We start from the raw sequence: 19,229 nt of genomic DNA on the forward strand, positions 1-19,229 counted from the left end.
GGTTAACCGGCTAAACGCGCCAGCAACAATTCACCCGCAGAGGAAACCGCACTCACGCGCGCCTCACGGCCTTGTGCCTGATAATCAATGTGTATTTCGACATCCGGGTCAGGAAGAACACCTGTACCTTGTTGTGGCCACTCCACCAGGCAGATGGCATCGTTGGCAAAATAGTCGCGGATCCCCATAAACTCCAGCTCCTCGGGATCGGCAAGGCGGTACAAATCAAAGTGATAAACCATTAAATTGTCGAGCGTATAGGGTTCGACCAGCGTATAAGTGGGGCTTTTGACATTACCCTGATGACCCAGAGCTTGTAAAAAGCCCCGGCTGAAGGTGGTTTTACCTGCGCCTAAATCGCCATACAGATAGATTACGGTTGCGCCATCGCAGGCTTTCGCTACCCGCTCGCCCAGGTCTAATGTTGCCTGCTCATCAGGGAGCGGAATTACTCGATTCATCATGGTTTTTATCAGTCACTTCCGGGTTAACAATACGCTGTAGCGTGGAAAAGAGATCGGTTGCCAGCATCCCGCGCGTACCAAAACGCGCTGCCAGTACGTCAGCTGCCGCACCGTGTGCGACACAGCCCGCGCACGCTGCATCATACGGCGATAATTTTTGCCCAAGCAATGCGCCAATAATACCAGAGAGCACATCGCCCATGCCGCCGCTCGCCATGCCTGCATTTCCGGCGTCAATAATACCTAAAGCGTCAGGATGTGCGGCGACCACGGTTCCGGCACCTTTCAGCACCGCTACGCCGCCATAACGTTGTACCAGACGTTGTGCGTAATGTAAGCGGTCACTTTCAATTTCAGCGACGGAACAGCCCAACAACCGCGCAGCCTCGCCAGGATGCGGCGTGATCACGCGATTGTGACGCTTATCGGGATTGATTGCCAGCAGGTTCAATGCATCGGCATCCCACAACATCGGTTTACGAAAATTCTCAACTTTTTGCAGGGCTTTTTTTCCCCATTCTTGCTGGCCCAAACCTGGGCCAATCACCACCACATCGGCCCATTCCAGGCTGTCTGTAAGAGAGTCCATAGTCAGTTCATACACCATCAATTCCGGTCGTGCAGTCAGCAGCGGCGCAATGTTTTCACTGCGGGTCAGCACTCTGACCAAACCAGCGCCAGCACGCAGCGCCGCTTCCCCCGTCATACGAATCGCCCCCGCCGTACCGTGATCGCCACCGATAATCACCAACCGCCCGAGATCACCTTTATGCGAAGTCGGGCGACGCGGTTTCAGCCAGAGAGAAAGTTGTTCAGCAGAAAACCGCTGAATTTTCGTCTCCTGACCTGCCAGCCAGCTATCCAGCCCCAGCGAGTCAAAATGCAGTTGTCCGGTAACATCCCGCGCTTTCCCGGTGAGCAAGCCAGGTTTCAGCGCAATAAAGGTGATGGTGTGATCGGCGTTGATCACCGCACCTGGCGTGGCGCCGGTTTCCGCCAACAGGCCGGAAGGAATATCAACCGCCACAATCGGCGCAGGATGGGTATTAGCATGGTCGATTAATTGGCTAATAGATTCACGAGGCGCTTGCTGCAATCCGGTGCCGAGCAGCGCATCAACAATCAACTCCACCGACTCGGGCCAGACAATATTCGAAGCATGGATCTCGCCTCCCGCGTTTAACCATGCTTCGCGTGCCAGCGCGGCCTCTTCCGGTAACGGTTTGTCACTTTCCTGAGCCAGCAACGTGACCTCAATGCCGACCGCTTTTGCCAGCCGCGCGACCACGTAGCCATCGCCGCCATTATTGCCGTGACCGCACAGCACCAGCCAGTGGCGGGCGTCAGGATAAGCCGCACGACACACCTGAAATGCGGCTTCGCCAGCGCGAAGCATCAGCTCATAGAGCGTTAGCCCCAGCGCATCTGCCGCCTCACGTTCTCCGCGGCGGATATCGTCGGCGTGCCAGACGGTGTGTGGTATACTTACGGGGTTTTTCTTCATTGTATGGTCCGTCATGTCAGAGCCCCTCGATCTCAATCAGTTAGCGCAAAAAATTAAACAGTGGGGGCTGGAACTGGGTTTTCAGCAGGTAGGTATTACTGATACCGATCTCAGCGAGTCCGAGCCCAAACTGCAAGCATGGCTGGACAAACAGTACCACGGCGAAATGGACTGGATGGCGCGTCACGGTATGCTGCGCGCCCGCCCCCACGAGTTATTGCCCGGTACGCTGCGCGTGATCAGCGTGCGGATGAATTATCTTCCTGCCAACGCCGCATTTGCCAGCACGCTGAAAAATCCCAAACTCGGCTATGTTAGCCGTTATGCGCTGGGCCGTGACTATCACAAGCTTCTGCGCAACCGACTCAAAAAGCTGGGCGAGATGATTCAGCAACATTGTGTTTCGCTGAATTTTAGACCGTTTGTCGATTCTGCGCCTATTCTCGAGCGCCCGTTAGCTGAAAAAGCTGGACTTGGCTGGACAGGTAAGCACTCACTTATCCTCAATCGCGAGGCCGGTTCGTTCTTCTTTTTAGGTGAATTGCTGGTCGATATTCCTCTGCCCGTGGATCAACCGGTCAAGGAAGGATGCGGTAAATGCGTGGCCTGTATGACGATTTGCCCGACCGGCGCCATCGTCGAGCCATATACCGTCGATGCTCGCCGTTGTATTTCTTATCTGACGATTGAGCTGGAAGGGGCTATCCCGGAAGAGTTGCGACCGTTAATGGGAAACCGTATTTACGGCTGTGATGACTGTCAGCTTATCTGCCCGTGGAATCGCTATTCACAACTGACAACTGAAGACGATTTCAGCCCGCGCAAACCACTACACGCACCGGAACTCATTGAGCTTTTTGCATGGAGCGAAGAGAAATTCTTAAAAGTCACGGAAGGATCGGCGATTCGCCGTATAGGTCACCTGCGTTGGCTGCGTAATATCGCCGTAGCATTAGGCAATGCGCCCTGGGATGAAGCGATTCTGACGGCGCTGGAAAGTCGTAAAGGTGAGCACCCACTTCTTGATGAGCATATAGCGTGGGCGATTGCGCAGCAAATTGAGAGACGAAATGCGTGCGTGGTCGAAGTGCAATTACCAAAAAAACAGCGTCTGGTTCGTGTAATTGAAAAGGGACTACCACGTGACGCCTGATTCATCCACAGCTTGTGAATAAAAATAAAAACGCATTGCAATTCAAGACGAATATCATCGTCAAGTGATCGATACGACAAAATACAATCTTAATTTTCAACTTATATATCAACAAGTTAAAAAATTACTGTTCACCGTGCGAAGTTTTTCTGAAATTAAGATTACAGCCCGGACCTGTGGATAACTCTGTTTACAAGAGTTTGTCAGAGGCAACAAAAACCAGCAATAACGCATCGCGTCGCTGTGGATATTTTATTGGGGGAAGAATTTGGAGCGGGAAACGAGACTCGAACTCGCGACCCCGACCTTGGCAAGGTCGTGCTCTACCAACTGAGCTATTCCCGCTTGGGTGGTCTGTACTTTGCAGCACTTTCAAATTTTGGAGCGGGAAACGAGACTCGAACTCGCGACCCCGACCTTGGCAAGGTCGTGCTCTACCAACTGAGCTATTCCCGCTTAATCTTCGTCTTTCGAACTGCTACTGCCTTGGCTGCCTTCACTCACCTTAGTCACTTACTTTTGTAAGTCCCCAAGGATTCGTTCAGTTGCCGCCTTGTCGCAATTCGAAATACTGCGATTGGGTGGTCTGTGCTTTACAGCACTTTTCAAATTTTGGAGCGGGAAACGAGACTCGAACTCGCGACCCCGACCTTGGCAAGGTCGTGCTCTACCAACTGAGCTATTCCCGCGTACTACTTAATTTTTGCTTTCGTAATTTCGCATTTCTGCGTCGTTACGGGAGGCGCATTATACGAGAAATCTTTCCCTCTGCAACCCCCCTAAAAAAAATTTTTCGAATTTTTATCTCAAGTGCTGAAATTATCAGCAAGGCGTTCAATTTAGCGTCAAAATCACGCCGCCGCAAGTGGATTCCGGCGGTTACGTGACCAGGAAAAATTTTACAGCTTGATGAAATGCTCGCGGTAGTAAGCCAGTTCCGCAACTGATTCGCGGATATCATCCATCGCCTGATGCGTCCCCTGCTTGGTAAAACCGTCGAGAATTTCCGGCTTCCAGCGGCGCGCCAGCTCTTTCAGCGTGCTGACATCGAGATAGCGGTAGTGGAAGTACGACTCCAGTTCCGGCATGTATTTAAACAGGAAGCGACGATCCTGGCCGATGCTGTTACCGCAGATAGGTGATTTACCCGCAGGCACCCACTGTTTTAAAAATTCGAGCGTCGCCAGTTCTGCTTCCCGATCGCCCATCGTGCTCGCTTTCACACGCTCCACCAGCCCGCTGGCGGTATGGGTGCGCACGTTCCAGTCATCCATCAGCGCCAGCTGTTCATCGGACTGATGTACTGCAATGGTCGGCCCTTCTGCCAGAATATTCAGGTTGGCATCGGTCACCAGCGTGGCAATCTCAATAATGCGATCGCGCTCGGGATCCAGACCGGTCATCTCAAGATCGATCCAAATCAGGTTGTTTTCATTGGCACTCATGCTATTTTCCACCCATTCACAGTGACTATATTGATCCACAATTGCGTGTATCATAGATGTTTTGCCCATCAGGGGCGACCAGGAGTCTGTACGATTGAGTAAAAATAAACTCTCCAAAGGCCAGCAGCGCCGCGTGAACGCCAATCACCAGCGTCGTCTTAAAACGTCTAAGGAGAAGCCCGACTACGACGACAATCTGTTTGGCGAGCCTGATGAAGGTATCGTCATCAGCCGCTTTGGTATGCACGCTGATGTGGAATCCGCCGATGGCGACGTTCACCGCTGCAATATTCGCCGTACCATCCGTTCGCTGGTGACCGGCGACCGCGTAGTCTGGCGTCCGGGTAAACCGGCGGCGGAAGGCGTAAATGTCAAAGGGATCGTGGAAGCGGTACATGAGCGCACCTCGGTGTTAACGCGCCCGGATTTCTACGACGGCGTGAAACCCATCGCCGCCAACATCGATCAGATTGTTATTGTCTCCGCCATTTTGCCGGAGCTGTCGCTCAATATCATCGACCGTTACCTGGTAGCCTGCGAAACCTTGCAGATTGAGCCGATTATTGTGCTCAACAAGATTGACCTGTTGGACGACGAAGGCATGGCGTTCGTCAACGAACAGATGGATATCTACCGCAACATCGGTTATCGCGTATTGATGGTTTCCAGCCATACTCAGGATGGGCTGAAACCGCTGGAAGAGGCATTGACCGGACGCATCAGCATTTTTGCCGGGCAATCTGGCGTCGGCAAATCCAGCCTGCTGAACGCGTTGCTGGGGCTGCAAAAAGAGATCCTGACCAACGATGTCTCTGACAACTCAGGTCTGGGCCAGCACACCACGACTGCCGCTCGGTTGTATCACTTCCCGCACGGCGGCGATGTGATTGATTCTCCTGGGGTACGCGAATTCGGACTCTGGCATCTCGAGCCGGAACAAATCACTCACGGTTTTGTCGAATTCCATGACTACTTAGGTCTGTGCAAATACCGCGATTGCAAACACGATACCGATCCGGGCTGCGCTATCCGTGAAGCCGTTGACGAAGGGAAAATCGCGGAAACCCGTTTCGAAAACTATCACCGTATTCTGGAAAGCATGGCGCAGGTAAAAACGCGTAAAAACTTTTCTGATACGGATGACTGACAATTAAGCTAACCGTCGTTAGAATCGTCCCCTTTTTTTCAGGATCCGGCATATACGCCGGATCAGGAACGACAAAACAATGGCCTGGAGGCTACTTTGTTAAATTCATTTAAACTTTCGCTACAGTACATTCTGCCGAAACTATGGCTTACTCGCCTGGCGGGTTGGGGCGCAAGCAAGCGAGCAGGATGGCTGACAAAACTGGTTATCGATCTGTTCGTTAAATACTACAAAGTCGACATGCAAGAGGCGCAGAAGCCGGATACTGCCAGCTACCGCTCCTTTAACGAATTTTTTGTCCGTCCGCTGCGTGACGAAGTACGCCCAATCAATACCGATCCGAATGTTCTGGTCATGCCTGCCGATGGCGTTATCAGCCAGTTAGGTAAAATCGAAGAAGATAAAATCCTGCAAGCCAAAGGCCACAATTACAGCCTCGAAGCCCTGCTGGCGGGCAACTATCTGATGGCGGATCTTTTCCGCAATGGTACGTTTGTGACCACTTACCTCTCCCCGCGTGACTATCACCGCGTACACATGCCGTGCAACGGTATTTTGCGTGAGATGATCTACGTGCCGGGCGATCTCTTCTCCGTTAACCATCTCACTGCTCAGAACGTGCCAAATCTGTTTGCCCGTAACGAACGCGTGATCTGCCTGTTCGATACCGAATTTGGCCCGATGGCGCAGATTCTGGTTGGTGCGACGATTGTTGGCAGCATTGAGACGGTCTGGGCGGGTACCATTACACCACCGCGCGAAGGCATCATCAAACGCTGGACCTGGCCTGCCGGGGAAAACGACGGTTCTGTGGCGCTGCTGAAAGGCCAGGAAATGGGTCGCTTTAAACTTGGCTCTACCGTTATCAACCTGTTTGCACCGGGTAAAGTGAACCTGGTTGAGCAACTGGAAAGCCTGTCTGTCACGAAAATTGGTCAGCTGCTGGCAGTATCTACCGAAACCTTTGTTACGCCAGACGCTGAACCGGCCCCGATTCCTGCTGAAGAGATCGAAGCAGAACACGACGCCAGCCCATTGGTTGACGACAAAAAAGACCAGGTCTAATCCATCAAAGGAAACGCTGACGTGCGCCTGATTATCACTTTTCTGATGGCCTGGTGCCTCAGTTGGGGGGCGTACGCCGCGACGGCCCCCGATAGCAAACAAATCACCCAGGAACTGGAGCAGGCAAAAGCGGCGAAACCCGCGCAGCCGGAAGTCGTAGAGGCGCTCCAGTCTGCCTTAAATGCGCTTGAGGAACGAAAAAGTTCCCTTGAGCGCATCAAGCAATACCAAGAAGTCATTGATAATTATCCGAAACTCTCTGCTACTCTGCGCGCACAATTAAACAACATGCGTGACGAGCCGCGCAGCGTGTCGCCGGGAATGTCTACCGACGCGCTGAATCAGGAAATTCTCCAGGTCAGCAGTCAGTTGCTGGATAAGAGCCGTCAGGCCCAGCAAGAGCAGGAACGCGCCCGCGAGATAGCGGATTCATTGAATCAACTGCCGCAACAGCAAACCGATGCCCGTCGTCAGTTAAATGAAATTGAGCGCCGCCTGGGAACACTTACCGGCAATACCCCGCTTAATCAGGCACAAAATTTCGCGTTGCAGTCTGACTCCGCGCGTCTGAAAGCCCTCGTTGATGAACTGGAGCTGGCGCAGCTGTCTGCCAATAACCGCCAGGAATTAGCGCGCTTGCGCTCTGAGCTGGCGGAAAAAGAGAGCCAGCAGCTGGATGCGTATTTGCAGGCCTTACGTAATCAGTTGAACAGCCAACGCCAGCTTGAGGCGGAGCGGGCGCTGGAAAGCACCGAGTTGTTGGCTGAAAGCAGTGCCAATTTACCGAAAGATATCGTCGCGCAATTCAAAATTAACCGCGAACTGTCGGCAGCGCTGAATCAACAAGCGCAGCGAATGGATCTCGTCGCTTCGCAACAGCGTCAGGCTGCCAGCCAGACATTACAGGTCCGGCAGGCGCTGAATACCCTGCGCGAGCAGTCACAATGGCTGGGAGCATCCAACCTGCTCGGCGAAGCGTTGCGAGCGCAGGTGGCACGACTGCCGGAAATGCCGAAACCGCAACAACTTGATACCGAAATGGCGCAGTTGCGCGTGCAACGGTTGCACTATGAGGATCTACTCAATAAACAACCGCAACTGCGACAAATCCTTCAGACTGACGGTCAGCCGCTGACCGCCGAGCAAAACCGTATTCTCGAAGCACAACTGCGTACTCAGCGTGAGTTGCTGAACTCATTGTTGCAGGGTGGTGACACGCTACTGCTGGAACTGACCAAGCTGAAAGTCTCCAACGGGCAACTGGAAGATGCGCTGAAAGAGGTGAACGAAGCGACGCACCGCTATCTGTTCTGGACCTCTGACGTGCGCCCGATGACCATCGCCTGGCCTCTGGAAATCGCCCAGGACCTGCGCCGTCTCATTTCGCTGGACACCTTCAGCCAGTTAGGTAAAGCCAGCATCATGATGCTGACCAGCAAAGAAACGATTTTGCCGCTGTTTGGCGCGTTGATTCTGGTCGGTTGCAGTATTTACTCGCGCCGCTATTTCACCCGTTTTCTCGAACGTTCGGCAGCGAAAGTCGGCAAGGTGACTCAGGATCACTTCTGGCTGACATTACGCACCCTTTTCTGGTCGATTCTCGTCGCGTCACCGTTACCGGTGCTGTGGATGACGCTGGGTTACGGCTTGCGCGAGGCGTGGCCTTATCCGCTGGCGGTAGCGATTGGTGATGGCGTAACAGCCACCGTGCCGCTGCTGTGGGTAGTGATGATTTGCGCCACATTTGCCCGCCCGAACGGCTTGTTTATCGCTCATTTTGGCTGGCCGCGCGAACGTGTTTCCCGCGGGATGCGCTACTACCTGATGAGCATCGGGCTTATCGTGCCGCTGATTATGGCGCTGATGATGTTCGATAATCTCGACGACCGCGAGTTTTCCGGTTCGCTGGGACGGCTTTGCTTTATTCTCATATGTGGTGCGCTGGCGGTGGTCACCCTCAGTTTGAAAAAAGCGGGGATCCCGCTGTACCTCAACAAAGAGGGAAGCGGCGATAACATTACCAACCATATGTTATGGAACATGATGATTGGCGCGCCGCTGGTCGCTATTCTGGCAGCGGCAGTCGGTTACCTGGCAACGGCACAGGCGCTGTTAGCAAGGCTTGAAACCTCGGTCGCCATCTGGTTCCTGCTTTTGGTGGTTTACCACGTTATCCGCCGCTGGATGCTAATCCAGCGGCGCAGACTGGCTTTTGACCGGGCGAAACATCGCCGGGCCGAGATGTTAGCGCAGCGCGCGCGTGGCGAAGAGGAAGCGCATCATCACAGTAGCCCGGAAGGGGCGATTGAAGTCGATGAAAGCGAAGTCGATCTCGATGCCATCAGTGCGCAGTCCTTGCGGCTGGTGCGCTCAATTTTGATGTTGATCGCCCTGCTTTCGGTCATTGTGCTGTGGTCAGAAATCCATTCCGCTTTCGGCTTCCTCGAAAATATTTCGCTGTGGGACGTCACCTCCACGGTACAGGGCGTAGAAAGTCTGGAGCCGATAACCCTCGGTGCGGTGCTGATAGCCATTCTGGTGTTCATCATCACCACGCAGCTGGTGCGCAACCTGCCCGCGCTGCTGGAACTGGCGATTTTGCAGCACCTGGATTTAACGCCGGGTACGGGCTACGCCATCACCACCATCACCAAATATCTGCTGATGCTGATTGGCGGGCTGGTCGGCTTCTCAATGATTGGTATTGAGTGGTCGAAATTGCAGTGGCTGGTCGCCGCGCTCGGTGTTGGTCTGGGCTTTGGTTTACAGGAAATTTTCGCCAACTTTATCTCTGGCCTGATTATCCTATTCGAAAAACCGATTCGCATTGGCGATACGGTAACGATCCGCGATCTTACCGGTAGCGTGACGAAAATTAACACCCGCGCCACCACTATCAGCGACTGGGACCGCAAAGAGATTATCGTGCCAAACAAGGCGTTTATTACTGAGCAGTTTATCAACTGGTCGCTCTCTGACTCGGTCACGCGCGTGGTGCTGACGATTCCGGCCCCTGCCGATGCCAACAGTGAAGAAGTGACGGAAATCTTGCTCAACGCTGCGCGCCGCTGCTCGCTGGTGATCGACAACCCGGCGCCGGAAGTCTTCCTGGTGGATCTACAGCAAGGGATCCAGATTTTCGAGCTGCGTATTTACGCCGCAGAAATGGGTCACCGCATGCCGCTGCGCCATGAAATCCATCAACTGATTCTGGCGGGCTTCCACGCCCACGGTATTGATATGCCATTCCCGCCCTTCCAGATGCGTCTGGAAAGTCTGAACGGTAAACAAACGGGGAGAACGTTGACTTCTGCGGGTAAAGGTCGTCAGGCGGGAAGTTTGTAAGGTCTTTGTGGCCGGATGACCCTATCCGGCTCACAAGCAAAACTGATAGCGCAGAAAAAACTGCCACAGCCAATAGCCGAAGATCGCCAGTGCGGTGGCGTACATAAACCAGCCGCTTTTTTTTCGCCGAAGCGCGAACCAGAGAAAAGAGAAAAAGAGCGGCAACGTCAATATCACACCGACATCACGGGTATCGTCATTTTCCAGATACTCCAGCACATCGCAGATGTTTTTAACCCCGCCTTCATCAATCATCCACTCTTTGTCCAGCGTGGAAGTGATGAGTATCCAGGGGATCGCCACAACAAACCAGATGCAGCACAAGACAAACATGCGCGCACTCATGAGGTAACCCGTAGTTTAATTTCGCTATAGCGCATACGAAATCCCACTAATTCCCTGTCATTACGCCCTATCGTCAGGCCGACGATAGGGCATCTGATTACTCAGCCGCCCACTGCGGATTTTTTGCCACTCTGCTGCAATAGTTCTGGTAAATCGCCATCGCTAACAGCGAGAAGAAGACAGGGCCGCCAACCATCCACAATGTGCTATCCCAGTCTCCGGCTTCAACCACTGGCTGGATGATGGTGAAAACGTTCGCAAACGTCACCACCAGTACCACCACCACTGTCGCGATCGTTGCTGACATGTGTGTTTTGAAAATCACAAATGGTCTGTCGAGATCCTGACGAGCTTTAAAGAATGGGAAAGCCAGCGCGAGGAACAGATAGGGAAGCGTCATGGAAACGTTCGCCATCAGCGTCAGCTTGTTAAAGAACGCTGATGCAGTACCACCGCCAAACGAAACCAGCAGGATGAAGACAGTAACCAGCCCACACTGCATCCACATGGCGATAGACGGCATGCCCATGGCGTTCAGGCGCGTCATCGGTTCCGGCCATAACGCTTTCGGCGTACCCTGGATGATCGCTTTCAGCGGTGAATAGCAAAGCGTAAAGAACGCACCGGTATAGGCGAGGAACATCGAAAGCCCGGTAATACGCGCAAACCATACGCCCAGCGACAATGACGCTTCAGGTGACAAATGCAGCACGTTACCCAGCGTCATCCCCAGACTTTTCATCAACACATAGGTGATATTGCCGAGGTTAACGGAACCATTACTTAATACCTGCTGCCAGTTAGTGCTGACGCCCCATAAAAATATCGCCAGCGAATAACCGATTGAAATAACAATAGCGGCAAAAACAATACCTTTGGCAAAGTTCTTTTCTGGGTTTTCTGTTTTATCTACCAGACCACCAACCGCTTCAATTCCGCCGTAAGCAAAAATGGCAAATACCACAAACGATAACATCGCCAGACCGGATTGATATCCTGGATTCGGCGATACCACGAAATTAATATCCTGTGCAAAATGGCCACCATTTAATAACAAAATGGCAATGCTCACTAACAGTAATACTAAATTAAGACACATTACTGCAATACCACCTACTGCAGTAATACGAGCAATTTTATTAATCCCTTTTGAGGCAACCACGGTAACCAGGATCATCCATGCCACTGCCAGCAGACCCACTACCTGCGTTGGCTCCAGGCCAGCAATGCGCCAGTGCTGAGTCATGTCGGTACCGTAGAGGAACGTAGAAAATGGTACCCAGACTTTAGCTGAGGTACTCACCATCCAGATGATATAAGAGGAAAACCACATAAATGTGCCGATAAAGGCGAAACGTGGTCCGACACTATTATTCATCCAGGAATAGATGCCGCCTTCTTCTTTGCGATAGGCCGCGCCCATTTCTGCCATCATTAAGGCAAATGGTATAAAAAATAATAATGCAGAAAATATATAAAAGGGAATCGCACTATACCCCATTAAATAATAAGCTGCCGGACTATTGGCAAACCCAAATACTGAGGTAAAGATCATCAATATGAGTCCTATCAGACTCATCTTTTTTATCGTGTGAGGCATGAAATTATCCTTCGTTTTAGCACATGTATAAAACGCGCGCACTGAACTGCACTACCCATCGATTGACGGGCCGCAATAAAAAAACATACAGAATTGATACCTGGATGATAGCAAATATCCAGTCTTAAATTGTGGCCTTTAGCAGAAAAATGAAAACATCTGCTACAGAATGGCGTTACAGCGCCATTCTGTGTGGTTAATTAGATGATTTTTCAGAATTATGCCCGGTCAACGCTAAAGGCAATCACTTCCGCAAGCGTCTCCGCGCCCAACGCCAGCATCACCAGACGATCAACGCCCAGAGCTACGCCGGAGCAGTCAGGCATACCGACTTTCAGAGCTTCGATGAGGTTTTGGTCGATTGGATGCTGCGGTAAACCACGCGCCGCACGCTTACGGTTATCCTGCTCAAAGCGTTGTTGCTGTTCACGGGCGTCCGTTAATTCATGGAAACCATTCGCCAGCTCAATACCTTTGTAGTAGACCTCGAAGCGCTCTGCGACCCGATGATCTTCGGTACTGATTTGCGCCAGTGATGCCTGACTGGCAGGGAAATGATAAACAAAGGTCGGTTTTTCTTTACCAATGTTCGGTTCCACACCAAAGGTAAACAGCAACTGCAACAACGTATCACGGTCTTCTTCGGTATCGGCAACGTTGCTCAGATCCAGTTTCGCCGCCACTTCCCGCAGCTGCGTTTTATCAGCTGAGAGCGGATCAATTTCCAGATAACGTAAGAAGGCTTGCTGATAGGAAAGGCTTTCTGCAGCCGGGCAATCCAGTACTTGCTGCAGAAGATCGTCAACTTCGTTCATCAACCGGTACATATCATAATGCGGCCGATACCACTCCAGCATCGTGAACTCAGGGTTGTGATAACGCCCCATCTCTTCATTACGGAAGCTGCGGCACAGCTGGAATACTGGTCCACAACCGGCAACCAGCAGGCGTTTCATGTGATATTCAGGGCTGGTCATTAACCAGAGATTCATCCCCAGGGAGTGTCCGGGGCCAACGAAACGTGTCTCAAACGGGACCAAATGAATATCGGTTACCGTCGCCTGGCTCATACAAGGCGTCTCCACCTCCAGCACTCCACGATCGGCAAAGAAACGACGGATCTCCGCCATAATCGCCGCGCGTTTTAATAAGTTAGGAATGGATGCGCTCGGCTGCCAGGATGCCGTTTCGCTCATAGTGAAATCTCCAGTTTTTAACAAGGGCACGAAGTCTACTCGCAACGCGACGGCGAGACAAATTTTACGCAGGAATCATTCAGCAAGGGGGGGTGACTAAAAAAACCACAATCTGATGGTTTAGTAATTAAATTAATCATCTTCAGTGATAATTTAGCCCGCTTGCGCACTAAAAAAATCGATCTCGTCAAATTTCAGACTTATCCATCAGACTATACTGTTGTACCTATAAAGGAGCAGTGGAATAGCGTTCGCAGACCGTAACTTTCAGGCACTTACCCTGAAGTACGTGGATGTGGGATAAAAACAATCTGGAGGAATGTCGTGCAAACCTTTCAAGCCGATCTTGCCATTGTAGGTGCCGGTGGCGCGGGATTACGTGCTGCAATTGCTGCCGCGCAGGCAAATCCGAATGCAAAAATCGCACTAATCTCAAAAGTATACCCAATGCGCAGCCATACCGTTGCTGCAGAAGGGGGCTCCGCCGCTGTCGCGCAGGATCATGACAGCTTCGATTATCACTTTAACGATACAGTAGCGGGTGGCGACTGGTTATGTGAGCAGGATGTTGTGGATTATTTCGTCCACCACTGCCCAACCGAAATGACCCAACTGGAACTGTGGGGATGCCCATGGAGCCGTCGCCCGGATGGTAGCGTGAACGTACGTCGCTTCGGCGGCATGAAAATCGAGCGTACCTGGTTCGCCGCCGATAAGACCGGCTTCCATATGCTGCATACGCTGTTCCAGACCTCTCTGCAATTCCCGCAGATCCAGCGTTTTGACGAACACTTCGTGCTGGATATTCTGGTTGATGATGGTCATGTTCGCGGCCTGGTAGCAATGAACATGATGGAAGGCACGCTGGTTCAGATCCGTGCTAACGCAGTGGTGATGGCAACCGGCGGCGCTGGCCGTGTTTATCGTTACAACACCAACGGCGGCATCGTTACTGGCGACGGTATGGGTATGGCGCTGAGCCACGGTGTTCCGCTGCGTGACATGGAATTCGTTCAGTATCACCCAACCGGTCTGCCAGGTTCCGGTATCCTGATGACCGAAGGTTGCCGTGGCGAAGGCGGTATTCTGGTCAACAAAAATGGCTACCGTTATCTGCAAGACTACGGCATGGGTCCAGAAACTCCGCTGGGCGAGCCGAAAAACAAATACATGGAACTGGGTCCACGCGACAAAGTTTCTCAGGCCTTCTGGCACGAATGGCGTAAAGGCAACACCATTTCCACGCCGCGTGGCGATGTGGTTTACCTCGACCTGCGTCACCTGGGCGAGAAAAAACTGCACGAACGTCTGCCGTTCATCTGTGAACTGGCGAAAGCTTATGTTGGCGTCGATCCGGTTAAAGAGCCGATTCCGGTACGTCCGACCGCGCACTACACCATGGGTGGTATCGAAACCGATCAGAACTGCGAAACCCGCATTAAGGGCCTGTTCGCCGTGGGCGAATGTTCCTCTGTAGGTCTGCACGGCGCAAACCGTCTGGGCTCCAACTCCCTGGCGGAACTAGTGGTCTTTGGTCGTCTGGCCGGTGAGCAAGCAATGGAGCGCGCATCTACTGCCGGTAATGGCAACGATGCCGCGATCAATGCCCAGGTTGCTGGCGTTGAACAGCGTCTGAAAGATCTGGTTAACCAGGACGGCGGCGAAAACTGGGCGAAGATCCGCGACGAAATGGGCCTGGCCATGGAAGAAGGCTGCGGTATCTACCGTACGCCGGAACTGATGCAGAAAACCATCGACAAGCTGGCGGAACTGCAGGAACGCTTCAAGCGCGTTCGCATCACCGACACTTCCAGCGTGTTCAACACCGACCTGCTTTACACCATTGAGTTGGGCCACGGTCTGAACGTTGCCGAATGTATGGCGCACTCTGCAATGGCACGTAAAGAGTCCCGCGGCGCGCACCAGCGTCTGGACGAAGGTTGCACTGAACGTGACGACATCAACTTCCTCAAACACACCCTCGCCTTCCGCGATGCTGATGGCACTACTCGCCTGGAGTACAGCGACGTGAAGATTACTAAGCTGCCGCCGGCCAAACGCATGTACGGTGGCGAAGCGGATGCAGCCGATAAGGCGGAAGCAGCCAATAAGAAGGAGAAGGCGAATGGCTGAGATGAAAAACCTGAAAATTGAGGTGGTGCGTTATAACCCGGAAGTCGATACCGCACCACATAGCGCATTCTATGAAGTGCCTTATGATGAAACCACCTCATTGCTGGATGCGCTGGGCTATATCAAAGACAACCTTGCGCCGGACCTGAGCTACCGCTGGTCCTGCCGTATGGCGATTTGTGGCTCCTGCGGCATGATGGTTAACAACGTGCCGAAACTGGCATGTAAAACCTTCCTGCGTGACTACACCAACGGCATGAAGGTTGAAGCGTTAGCTAACTTCCCGATTGAACGCGATCTGGTGGTCGATATGACCCACTTCATCGAAAGTCTGGAAGCGATCAAACCGTACATCATCGGCAACTCCCGCACCGCGGATCAGGGTACTAACATCCAGACCCCGGCGCAGATGGCGAAGTATCACCAGTTCTCCGGTTGCATCAACTGTGGTCTGTGCTATGCCGCATGCCCGCAGTTCGGCCTGAACCCAGAGTTCATCGGTCCGGCTGCCATTACGCTGGCACATCGTTATAACGAAGATAGCCGCGACCACGGTAAGAAGGAGCGTATGGCGCAGTTAAACAGCCAGAACGGCGTATGGAGCTGTACTTTCGTGGGCTACTGCTCCGAAGTCTGCCCGAAACACGTCGATCCGGCTGCGGCCATTCAGCAGGGCAAAGTAGAAAGTTCAAAAGACTTTCTTATCGCGACCCTGAAACCACGCTAAGGAGTGCAACATGACGACTAAACGTAAACCGTATGTACGGCCAATGACGTCCACCTGGTGGAAAAAATTGCCGTTTTATCGCTTTTACATGCTGCGCGAAGGCACAGCGGTTCCGGCTGTGTGGTTCAGCATTGAACTGATTTTCGGGCTGTTTGCCCTGAAAAATGGCCCGGAAACCTGGGCGGGATTCGTCGACTTTTTACAAAACCCGGTTATCGTGATCATTAACCTGATTACTCTGGCGGCAGCCCTGCTGCACACCAAAACCTGGTTTGAACTGGCACCGAAAGCGGCCAATATCATTGTAAAAGACGAAAAAATGGGACCAGAGCCAATTATCAAAAGTCTCTGGGCGGTAACCGTGGTTGCCACCATCGTAATCCTGTTTGTTGCCCTGTACTGGTAAGGAGCCTGAGATGATTAATCCAAATCCAAAGCGTTCTGACGAACCGGTATTCTGGGGCCTCTTCGGGGCCGGTGGTATGTGGAGTGCGATCATTGCGCCGGTAATGATCCTGCTGGTTGGCATTCTGCTGCCGCTGGGTCTGTTCCCGGGTGACGCACTGAGCTACGAACGCGTTCTGGCGTTCGCGCAAAGCTTCATTGGTCGCGTATTCCTGTTCCTGATGATCGTCCTGCCGCTGTGGTGTGGTTTACACCGTATGCACCACGCGATGCACGATCTGAAAATTCACGTGCCTGCAGGTAAATGGGTTTTCTACGGTCTGGCTGCTATCCTGACAGTTGTCACACTGATTGGTATCGTTACAATCTAACGTATCGCCAATGTAAATCCGGCCCGCCTATGGCGGGCCGTTTTGTATGGAAACCAGACCTTATGCTCAAAACGACGCTTTGCGCCTTACTGATTACCGTCTCTTGCTCCACTCTTGCCGCGCCCCATAGCGAACAACAAATCAACGATATTGTGCATCACACAATTACCCCACTTGTTGAGCAACAAAACATCCCCGGCATGGCCGTTGCAGTGATTTATCAGGGTAAGCCTTATTACTTTACCTGGGGCTACGCGGATGTGGCAAAAAAGCGGCCCGTCACGCAGCAAACGTTGTTTGAGTTAGGCTCGGTCAGTAAAACATTTACGGGCGTGCTTGGTGGCGATGCTATTGCTCGAGGGGAAATCAATCTAAACGATCCCGTCACAAAATACTGGCCTGAACTTACCGCTAAACAGTGGAATGGGATCACACTATTACATCTCGCAACCTACACCGCTGGCGGCCTGCCGTTACAGGTGCCGGATGAGGTGAAATCCTCAAGCGACTTGCTGCGCTTCTATCAAAACTGGCAGCCTGAATGGGCGCCAGGAACACAACGTCTGTATGCAAACCCCAGTATCGGTTTGTTCGGCGCACTGGCTGTGAAGCCATCCGGTTTGAGCTTTGAACAGGCGATGCAAACTCGTGTTTTCCAGCCACTCAAACTCACTCATACGTGGATTAATGTGCCATCAGCGGAAGAAAAGAATTACGCCTGGGGATATCGCGAAGGCAAGGCAGTGCATGTTTCGCCAGGGGCGCTGGATGCTGAAGCGTACGGTGTAAAATCGACGATTGAAGATATGGCCCGCTGGGTACGAAGCAATATGAATCCCCGTGATATCAACGACAAAACACTTCAGCAAGGGATACAACTGGCGCAATCTCGCTACTGGCAAACCGGCGATATGTATCAGGGCCTGGGCTGGGAAATGCTGGACTGGCCGGTAAATCCTGACAGCATCATCAATGGCAGCGACAGTAAAATTGCGCTGGCGACAAGCCCAGTAAAAGCGATTACGCCCCCTGCTCCTGCTGTGCGGTCATCATGGGTGCATAAAACAGGTGCGACCGGCGGATTTGGTAGCTATGTCGCGTTTATCCCAGAAAAAGAGCTGGGTATTGTGATGCTGGCTAACAAAAATTATCCCAATCCAGCGAGAGTTACCGCCGCCTGGCAGATTCTCAACGCTCTGCAGTAAAATTTCATCGGGTCCGAATTTTCGGACCTTTTCTTCGCATTTCCTTGCTGTCATCTACACTTAGAAAAAACCAGTAAGGAAACATTTATGCGCCTGCTCCCTCTCGTTGCCGCAGCGACGGCTGCATTTCTGGTGGTTGCCTGTAGTTCTCCCACACCACCGCGTGGCGTGACCGTGGTAAATAATTTCGATACCAAACGCTATCTGGGTACATGGTATGAGATTGCCCGTTTTGATCACCGCTTTGAACGCGGGCTGGAGAAAGTGACCGCGACGTATAGCCTGCGGGATGACGGCGGCCTGAATGTCATTAATAAAGGCTATAACCCAGACAGAGAGATGTGGCAGCAGAGTGAAGGAAAAGCCTACTTTACTGGAGATCCGCGTCGCGCAGCCCTGAAAGTGTCGTTCTTTGGGCCATTCTACGGCGGTTATAATGTCATCGCGCTCGACCGGGAGTACCGCCACGCGCTGGTTTGCGGCCCGGACCGCGACTACCTGTGGATACTCTCTCGCACGCCAACCATTTCTGACGAAGTTAAACAGGAGATGCTGGCAGTCGCAACCCGGGAAGGGTTTGATGTTAGTAAGTTTATTTGGGTACAACAGCCCGGTAGTTAGTGAGTGCTGAGTTTCAGACCAATAATTCCCACCACAATTAACGCCAGACTCGCCAGGCGCATCGGGTTAGCGGACTCGCCGAGCAGCACAATGCCGGTGATAGCCGCGCCGACTGCGCCAATCCCCGTCCAGACAGCATAAGCCGTCCCTACAGGTAATGACTTCATCGCCCAGGCGAGCAGCGCCATACTGACAATCATCGCCGTCACGGTAATAACACTTGGCGTCAAACGACTAAAGCCGTGGGTATATTTCAGGCCAACAGCCCAGACGACTTCCAGCAACCCAGCAATAAATAAAATAATCCAGGACATATAAAACTCCGGAGAAATGGGGCCGTCCCCGGTGAAAAGAAGCGTTTGCAGGTCGTCCTGCAAAGCTGATGGTTGAACGGATATTTTGCCAGGTGGCAGGGGAATTTCAACTATTACCTTAGTGACTATCGCTGAAAAAATAAACGGTACGACAAACTTGTCGTACCGTTACAGATTGTTGACAAAGTG

Annotated in this window: 18 protein-coding genes and 3 tRNA genes; 10 read left to right on the forward strand and 11 right to left on the reverse strand. The window is 52.4% G+C overall.

The window, feature by feature from the left end; all coding sequences use genetic code 11:
* Window positions 1-2 precede the first annotated feature (2 nt).
* Window positions 3-464: a tRNA (adenosine(37)-N6)-threonylcarbamoyltransferase complex ATPase subunit type 1 TsaE gene (gene tsaE / locus AACS80_RS04605; protein ID WP_000981977.1), complete on the reverse strand. Its 462-nt coding sequence runs from the start codon at window positions 462-464 to the stop codon at window positions 3-5.
* Window positions 436-1,983, reverse strand: coding sequence for a bifunctional ADP-dependent NAD(P)H-hydrate dehydratase/NAD(P)H-hydrate epimerase (nnr, locus tag AACS80_RS04610; RefSeq protein ID WP_135410864.1), 1,548 nt, complete (start codon window positions 1,981-1,983; stop codon window positions 436-438). Before nnr ends, tsaE begins: the two co-directional genes overlap by 29 nt.
* Here nnr and queG point away from each other — a divergent pair.
* Complete coding sequence (queG, locus tag AACS80_RS04615; protein WP_135410863.1) at window positions 1,982-3,121, forward strand: tRNA epoxyqueuosine(34) reductase QueG; 1,140 nt, start codon at window positions 1,982-1,984, stop codon at window positions 3,119-3,121. The genes nnr and queG overlap by 2 nt on opposite strands.
* Here the strand turns inward: queG and AACS80_RS04620 are convergent.
* The 5 genes from AACS80_RS04620 to orn form a co-directional block, all read right to left on the reverse strand.
* A complete protein-coding gene (locus AACS80_RS04620) occupies window positions 3,104-3,157 on the reverse strand; it encodes a hypothetical protein (RefSeq protein ID WP_100699686.1) in 54 nt (17 codons plus the stop codon). The two genes, queG and AACS80_RS04620, sit on opposite strands and share 18 nt — an antisense overlap.
* A 233-nt stretch (window positions 3,158-3,390) precedes the next feature.
* A tRNA-Gly gene (locus tag AACS80_RS04625) sits at window positions 3,391-3,466 on the reverse strand.
* A 35-nt stretch (window positions 3,467-3,501) separates the two neighbouring features.
* Window positions 3,502-3,577: transfer RNA gene (locus AACS80_RS04630), tRNA-Gly, on the reverse strand.
* A gap of 157 nt (window positions 3,578-3,734) precedes the next feature.
* Window positions 3,735-3,810, reverse strand: a tRNA-Gly gene (locus AACS80_RS04635).
* A 210-nt stretch (window positions 3,811-4,020) separates the two neighbouring features.
* A complete protein-coding gene (orn, locus tag AACS80_RS04640; protein WP_064525781.1) occupies window positions 4,021-4,566 on the reverse strand; it encodes an oligoribonuclease in 546 nt (181 codons plus the stop codon).
* Between the two features lie 94 nt (window positions 4,567-4,660).
* Here orn and rsgA point away from each other — a divergent pair, with 94 nt between their 5' ends.
* The 3 genes from rsgA to mscM all read left to right on the forward strand — a co-directional run bounded on the left by rsgA (window position 4,661) and on the right by mscM (window position 10,123).
* Window positions 4,661-5,713, forward strand: coding sequence for a small ribosomal subunit biogenesis GTPase RsgA (gene rsgA / locus AACS80_RS04645; protein ID WP_130205979.1), 1,053 nt, complete (start codon window positions 4,661-4,663; stop codon window positions 5,711-5,713).
* A gap of 96 nt (window positions 5,714-5,809) precedes the next feature.
* On the forward strand, window positions 5,810-6,778 hold the full coding sequence (gene asd / locus AACS80_RS04650) for an archaetidylserine decarboxylase (RefSeq protein WP_135410862.1): 969 nt from the start codon (window positions 5,810-5,812) through the stop codon (window positions 6,776-6,778).
* Window positions 6,779-6,799: 21 nt separating this feature from the next.
* Window positions 6,800-10,123: a miniconductance mechanosensitive channel MscM gene (mscM, locus tag AACS80_RS04655; RefSeq protein ID WP_135410861.1), complete on the forward strand. Its 3,324-nt coding sequence runs from the start codon at window positions 6,800-6,802 to the stop codon at window positions 10,121-10,123.
* A gap of 30 nt (window positions 10,124-10,153) precedes the next feature.
* Here the strand turns inward: mscM and AACS80_RS04660 are convergent, their stop codons facing one another.
* The 3 genes from AACS80_RS04660 to epmA all read right to left on the reverse strand — a co-directional run bounded on the left by AACS80_RS04660 (window position 10,154) and on the right by epmA (window position 13,264).
* On the reverse strand, window positions 10,154-10,468 hold the full coding sequence (locus AACS80_RS04660; RefSeq protein WP_135490665.1) for a YjeO family protein: 315 nt from the start codon (window positions 10,466-10,468) through the stop codon (window positions 10,154-10,156).
* A gap of 97 nt (window positions 10,469-10,565) precedes the next feature.
* Window positions 10,566-12,068, reverse strand: coding sequence for a glutamate/gamma-aminobutyrate family transporter YjeM (gene yjeM / locus AACS80_RS04665; protein ID WP_130205971.1), 1,503 nt, complete (start codon window positions 12,066-12,068; stop codon window positions 10,566-10,568).
* Between the two features lie 218 nt (window positions 12,069-12,286).
* Window positions 12,287-13,264, reverse strand: a complete 978-nt coding sequence (epmA, locus tag AACS80_RS04670; RefSeq protein WP_135410860.1) for an elongation factor P--(R)-beta-lysine ligase — start codon at window positions 13,262-13,264, stop codon at window positions 12,287-12,289.
* 324 nt (window positions 13,265-13,588) lie between these two features.
* On the opposite strand from epmA, the gene frdA reads away from it, so the two are divergent.
* The 6 genes from frdA (at window position 13,589) to blc (ending at window position 18,726) form a co-directional block, all read left to right on the forward strand.
* Complete coding sequence (gene frdA / locus AACS80_RS04675) at window positions 13,589-15,397, forward strand: fumarate reductase (quinol) flavoprotein subunit (RefSeq protein WP_130205969.1); 1,809 nt, start codon at window positions 13,589-13,591, stop codon at window positions 15,395-15,397.
* Window positions 15,390-16,124 (forward strand): fumarate reductase iron-sulfur protein, encoded by a 735-nt coding sequence (frdB, locus tag AACS80_RS04680; RefSeq protein WP_064525766.1) that lies wholly within the window; start codon window positions 15,390-15,392, stop codon window positions 16,122-16,124. Before frdA ends, frdB begins: the two co-directional genes overlap by 8 nt.
* 10 nt (window positions 16,125-16,134) lie before the next feature.
* Window positions 16,135-16,530 carry a fumarate reductase subunit FrdC gene (gene frdC / locus AACS80_RS04685; protein ID WP_001568431.1) on the forward strand — a complete coding sequence of 132 codons (396 nt, stop codon included), beginning with the start codon at window positions 16,135-16,137 and terminating at the stop codon, window positions 16,528-16,530.
* Between the two features lie 10 nt (window positions 16,531-16,540).
* Window positions 16,541-16,900: a fumarate reductase subunit FrdD gene (frdD, locus tag AACS80_RS04690; RefSeq protein ID WP_001299198.1), complete on the forward strand. Its 360-nt coding sequence runs from the start codon at window positions 16,541-16,543 to the stop codon at window positions 16,898-16,900.
* Between the two features lie 62 nt (window positions 16,901-16,962).
* On the forward strand, window positions 16,963-18,105 hold the full coding sequence (locus AACS80_RS04695) for a BlaEC family class C beta-lactamase (protein ID WP_135410859.1): 1,143 nt from the start codon (window positions 16,963-16,965) through the stop codon (window positions 18,103-18,105).
* Window positions 18,106-18,192: 87 nt separating this feature from the next.
* Window positions 18,193-18,726, forward strand: a complete 534-nt coding sequence (gene blc / locus AACS80_RS04700; protein WP_130205963.1) for a lipocalin Blc — start codon at window positions 18,193-18,195, stop codon at window positions 18,724-18,726.
* Here blc and sugE read toward each other — a convergent pair.
* Entirely contained in the window at window positions 18,723-19,040 is a 318-nt protein-coding gene (sugE, locus tag AACS80_RS04705) for a quaternary ammonium compound efflux SMR transporter SugE (protein WP_130205961.1), read from the reverse strand. The genes blc and sugE overlap by 4 nt on opposite strands.
* Between the last annotated feature and the right edge of the window lie 189 nt (window positions 19,041-19,229).

It is taken from the genome of Escherichia sp. E4385, assembly GCF_963883145.1.
Classification (GTDB): Bacteria; Pseudomonadota; Gammaproteobacteria; order Enterobacterales; family Enterobacteriaceae; genus Escherichia.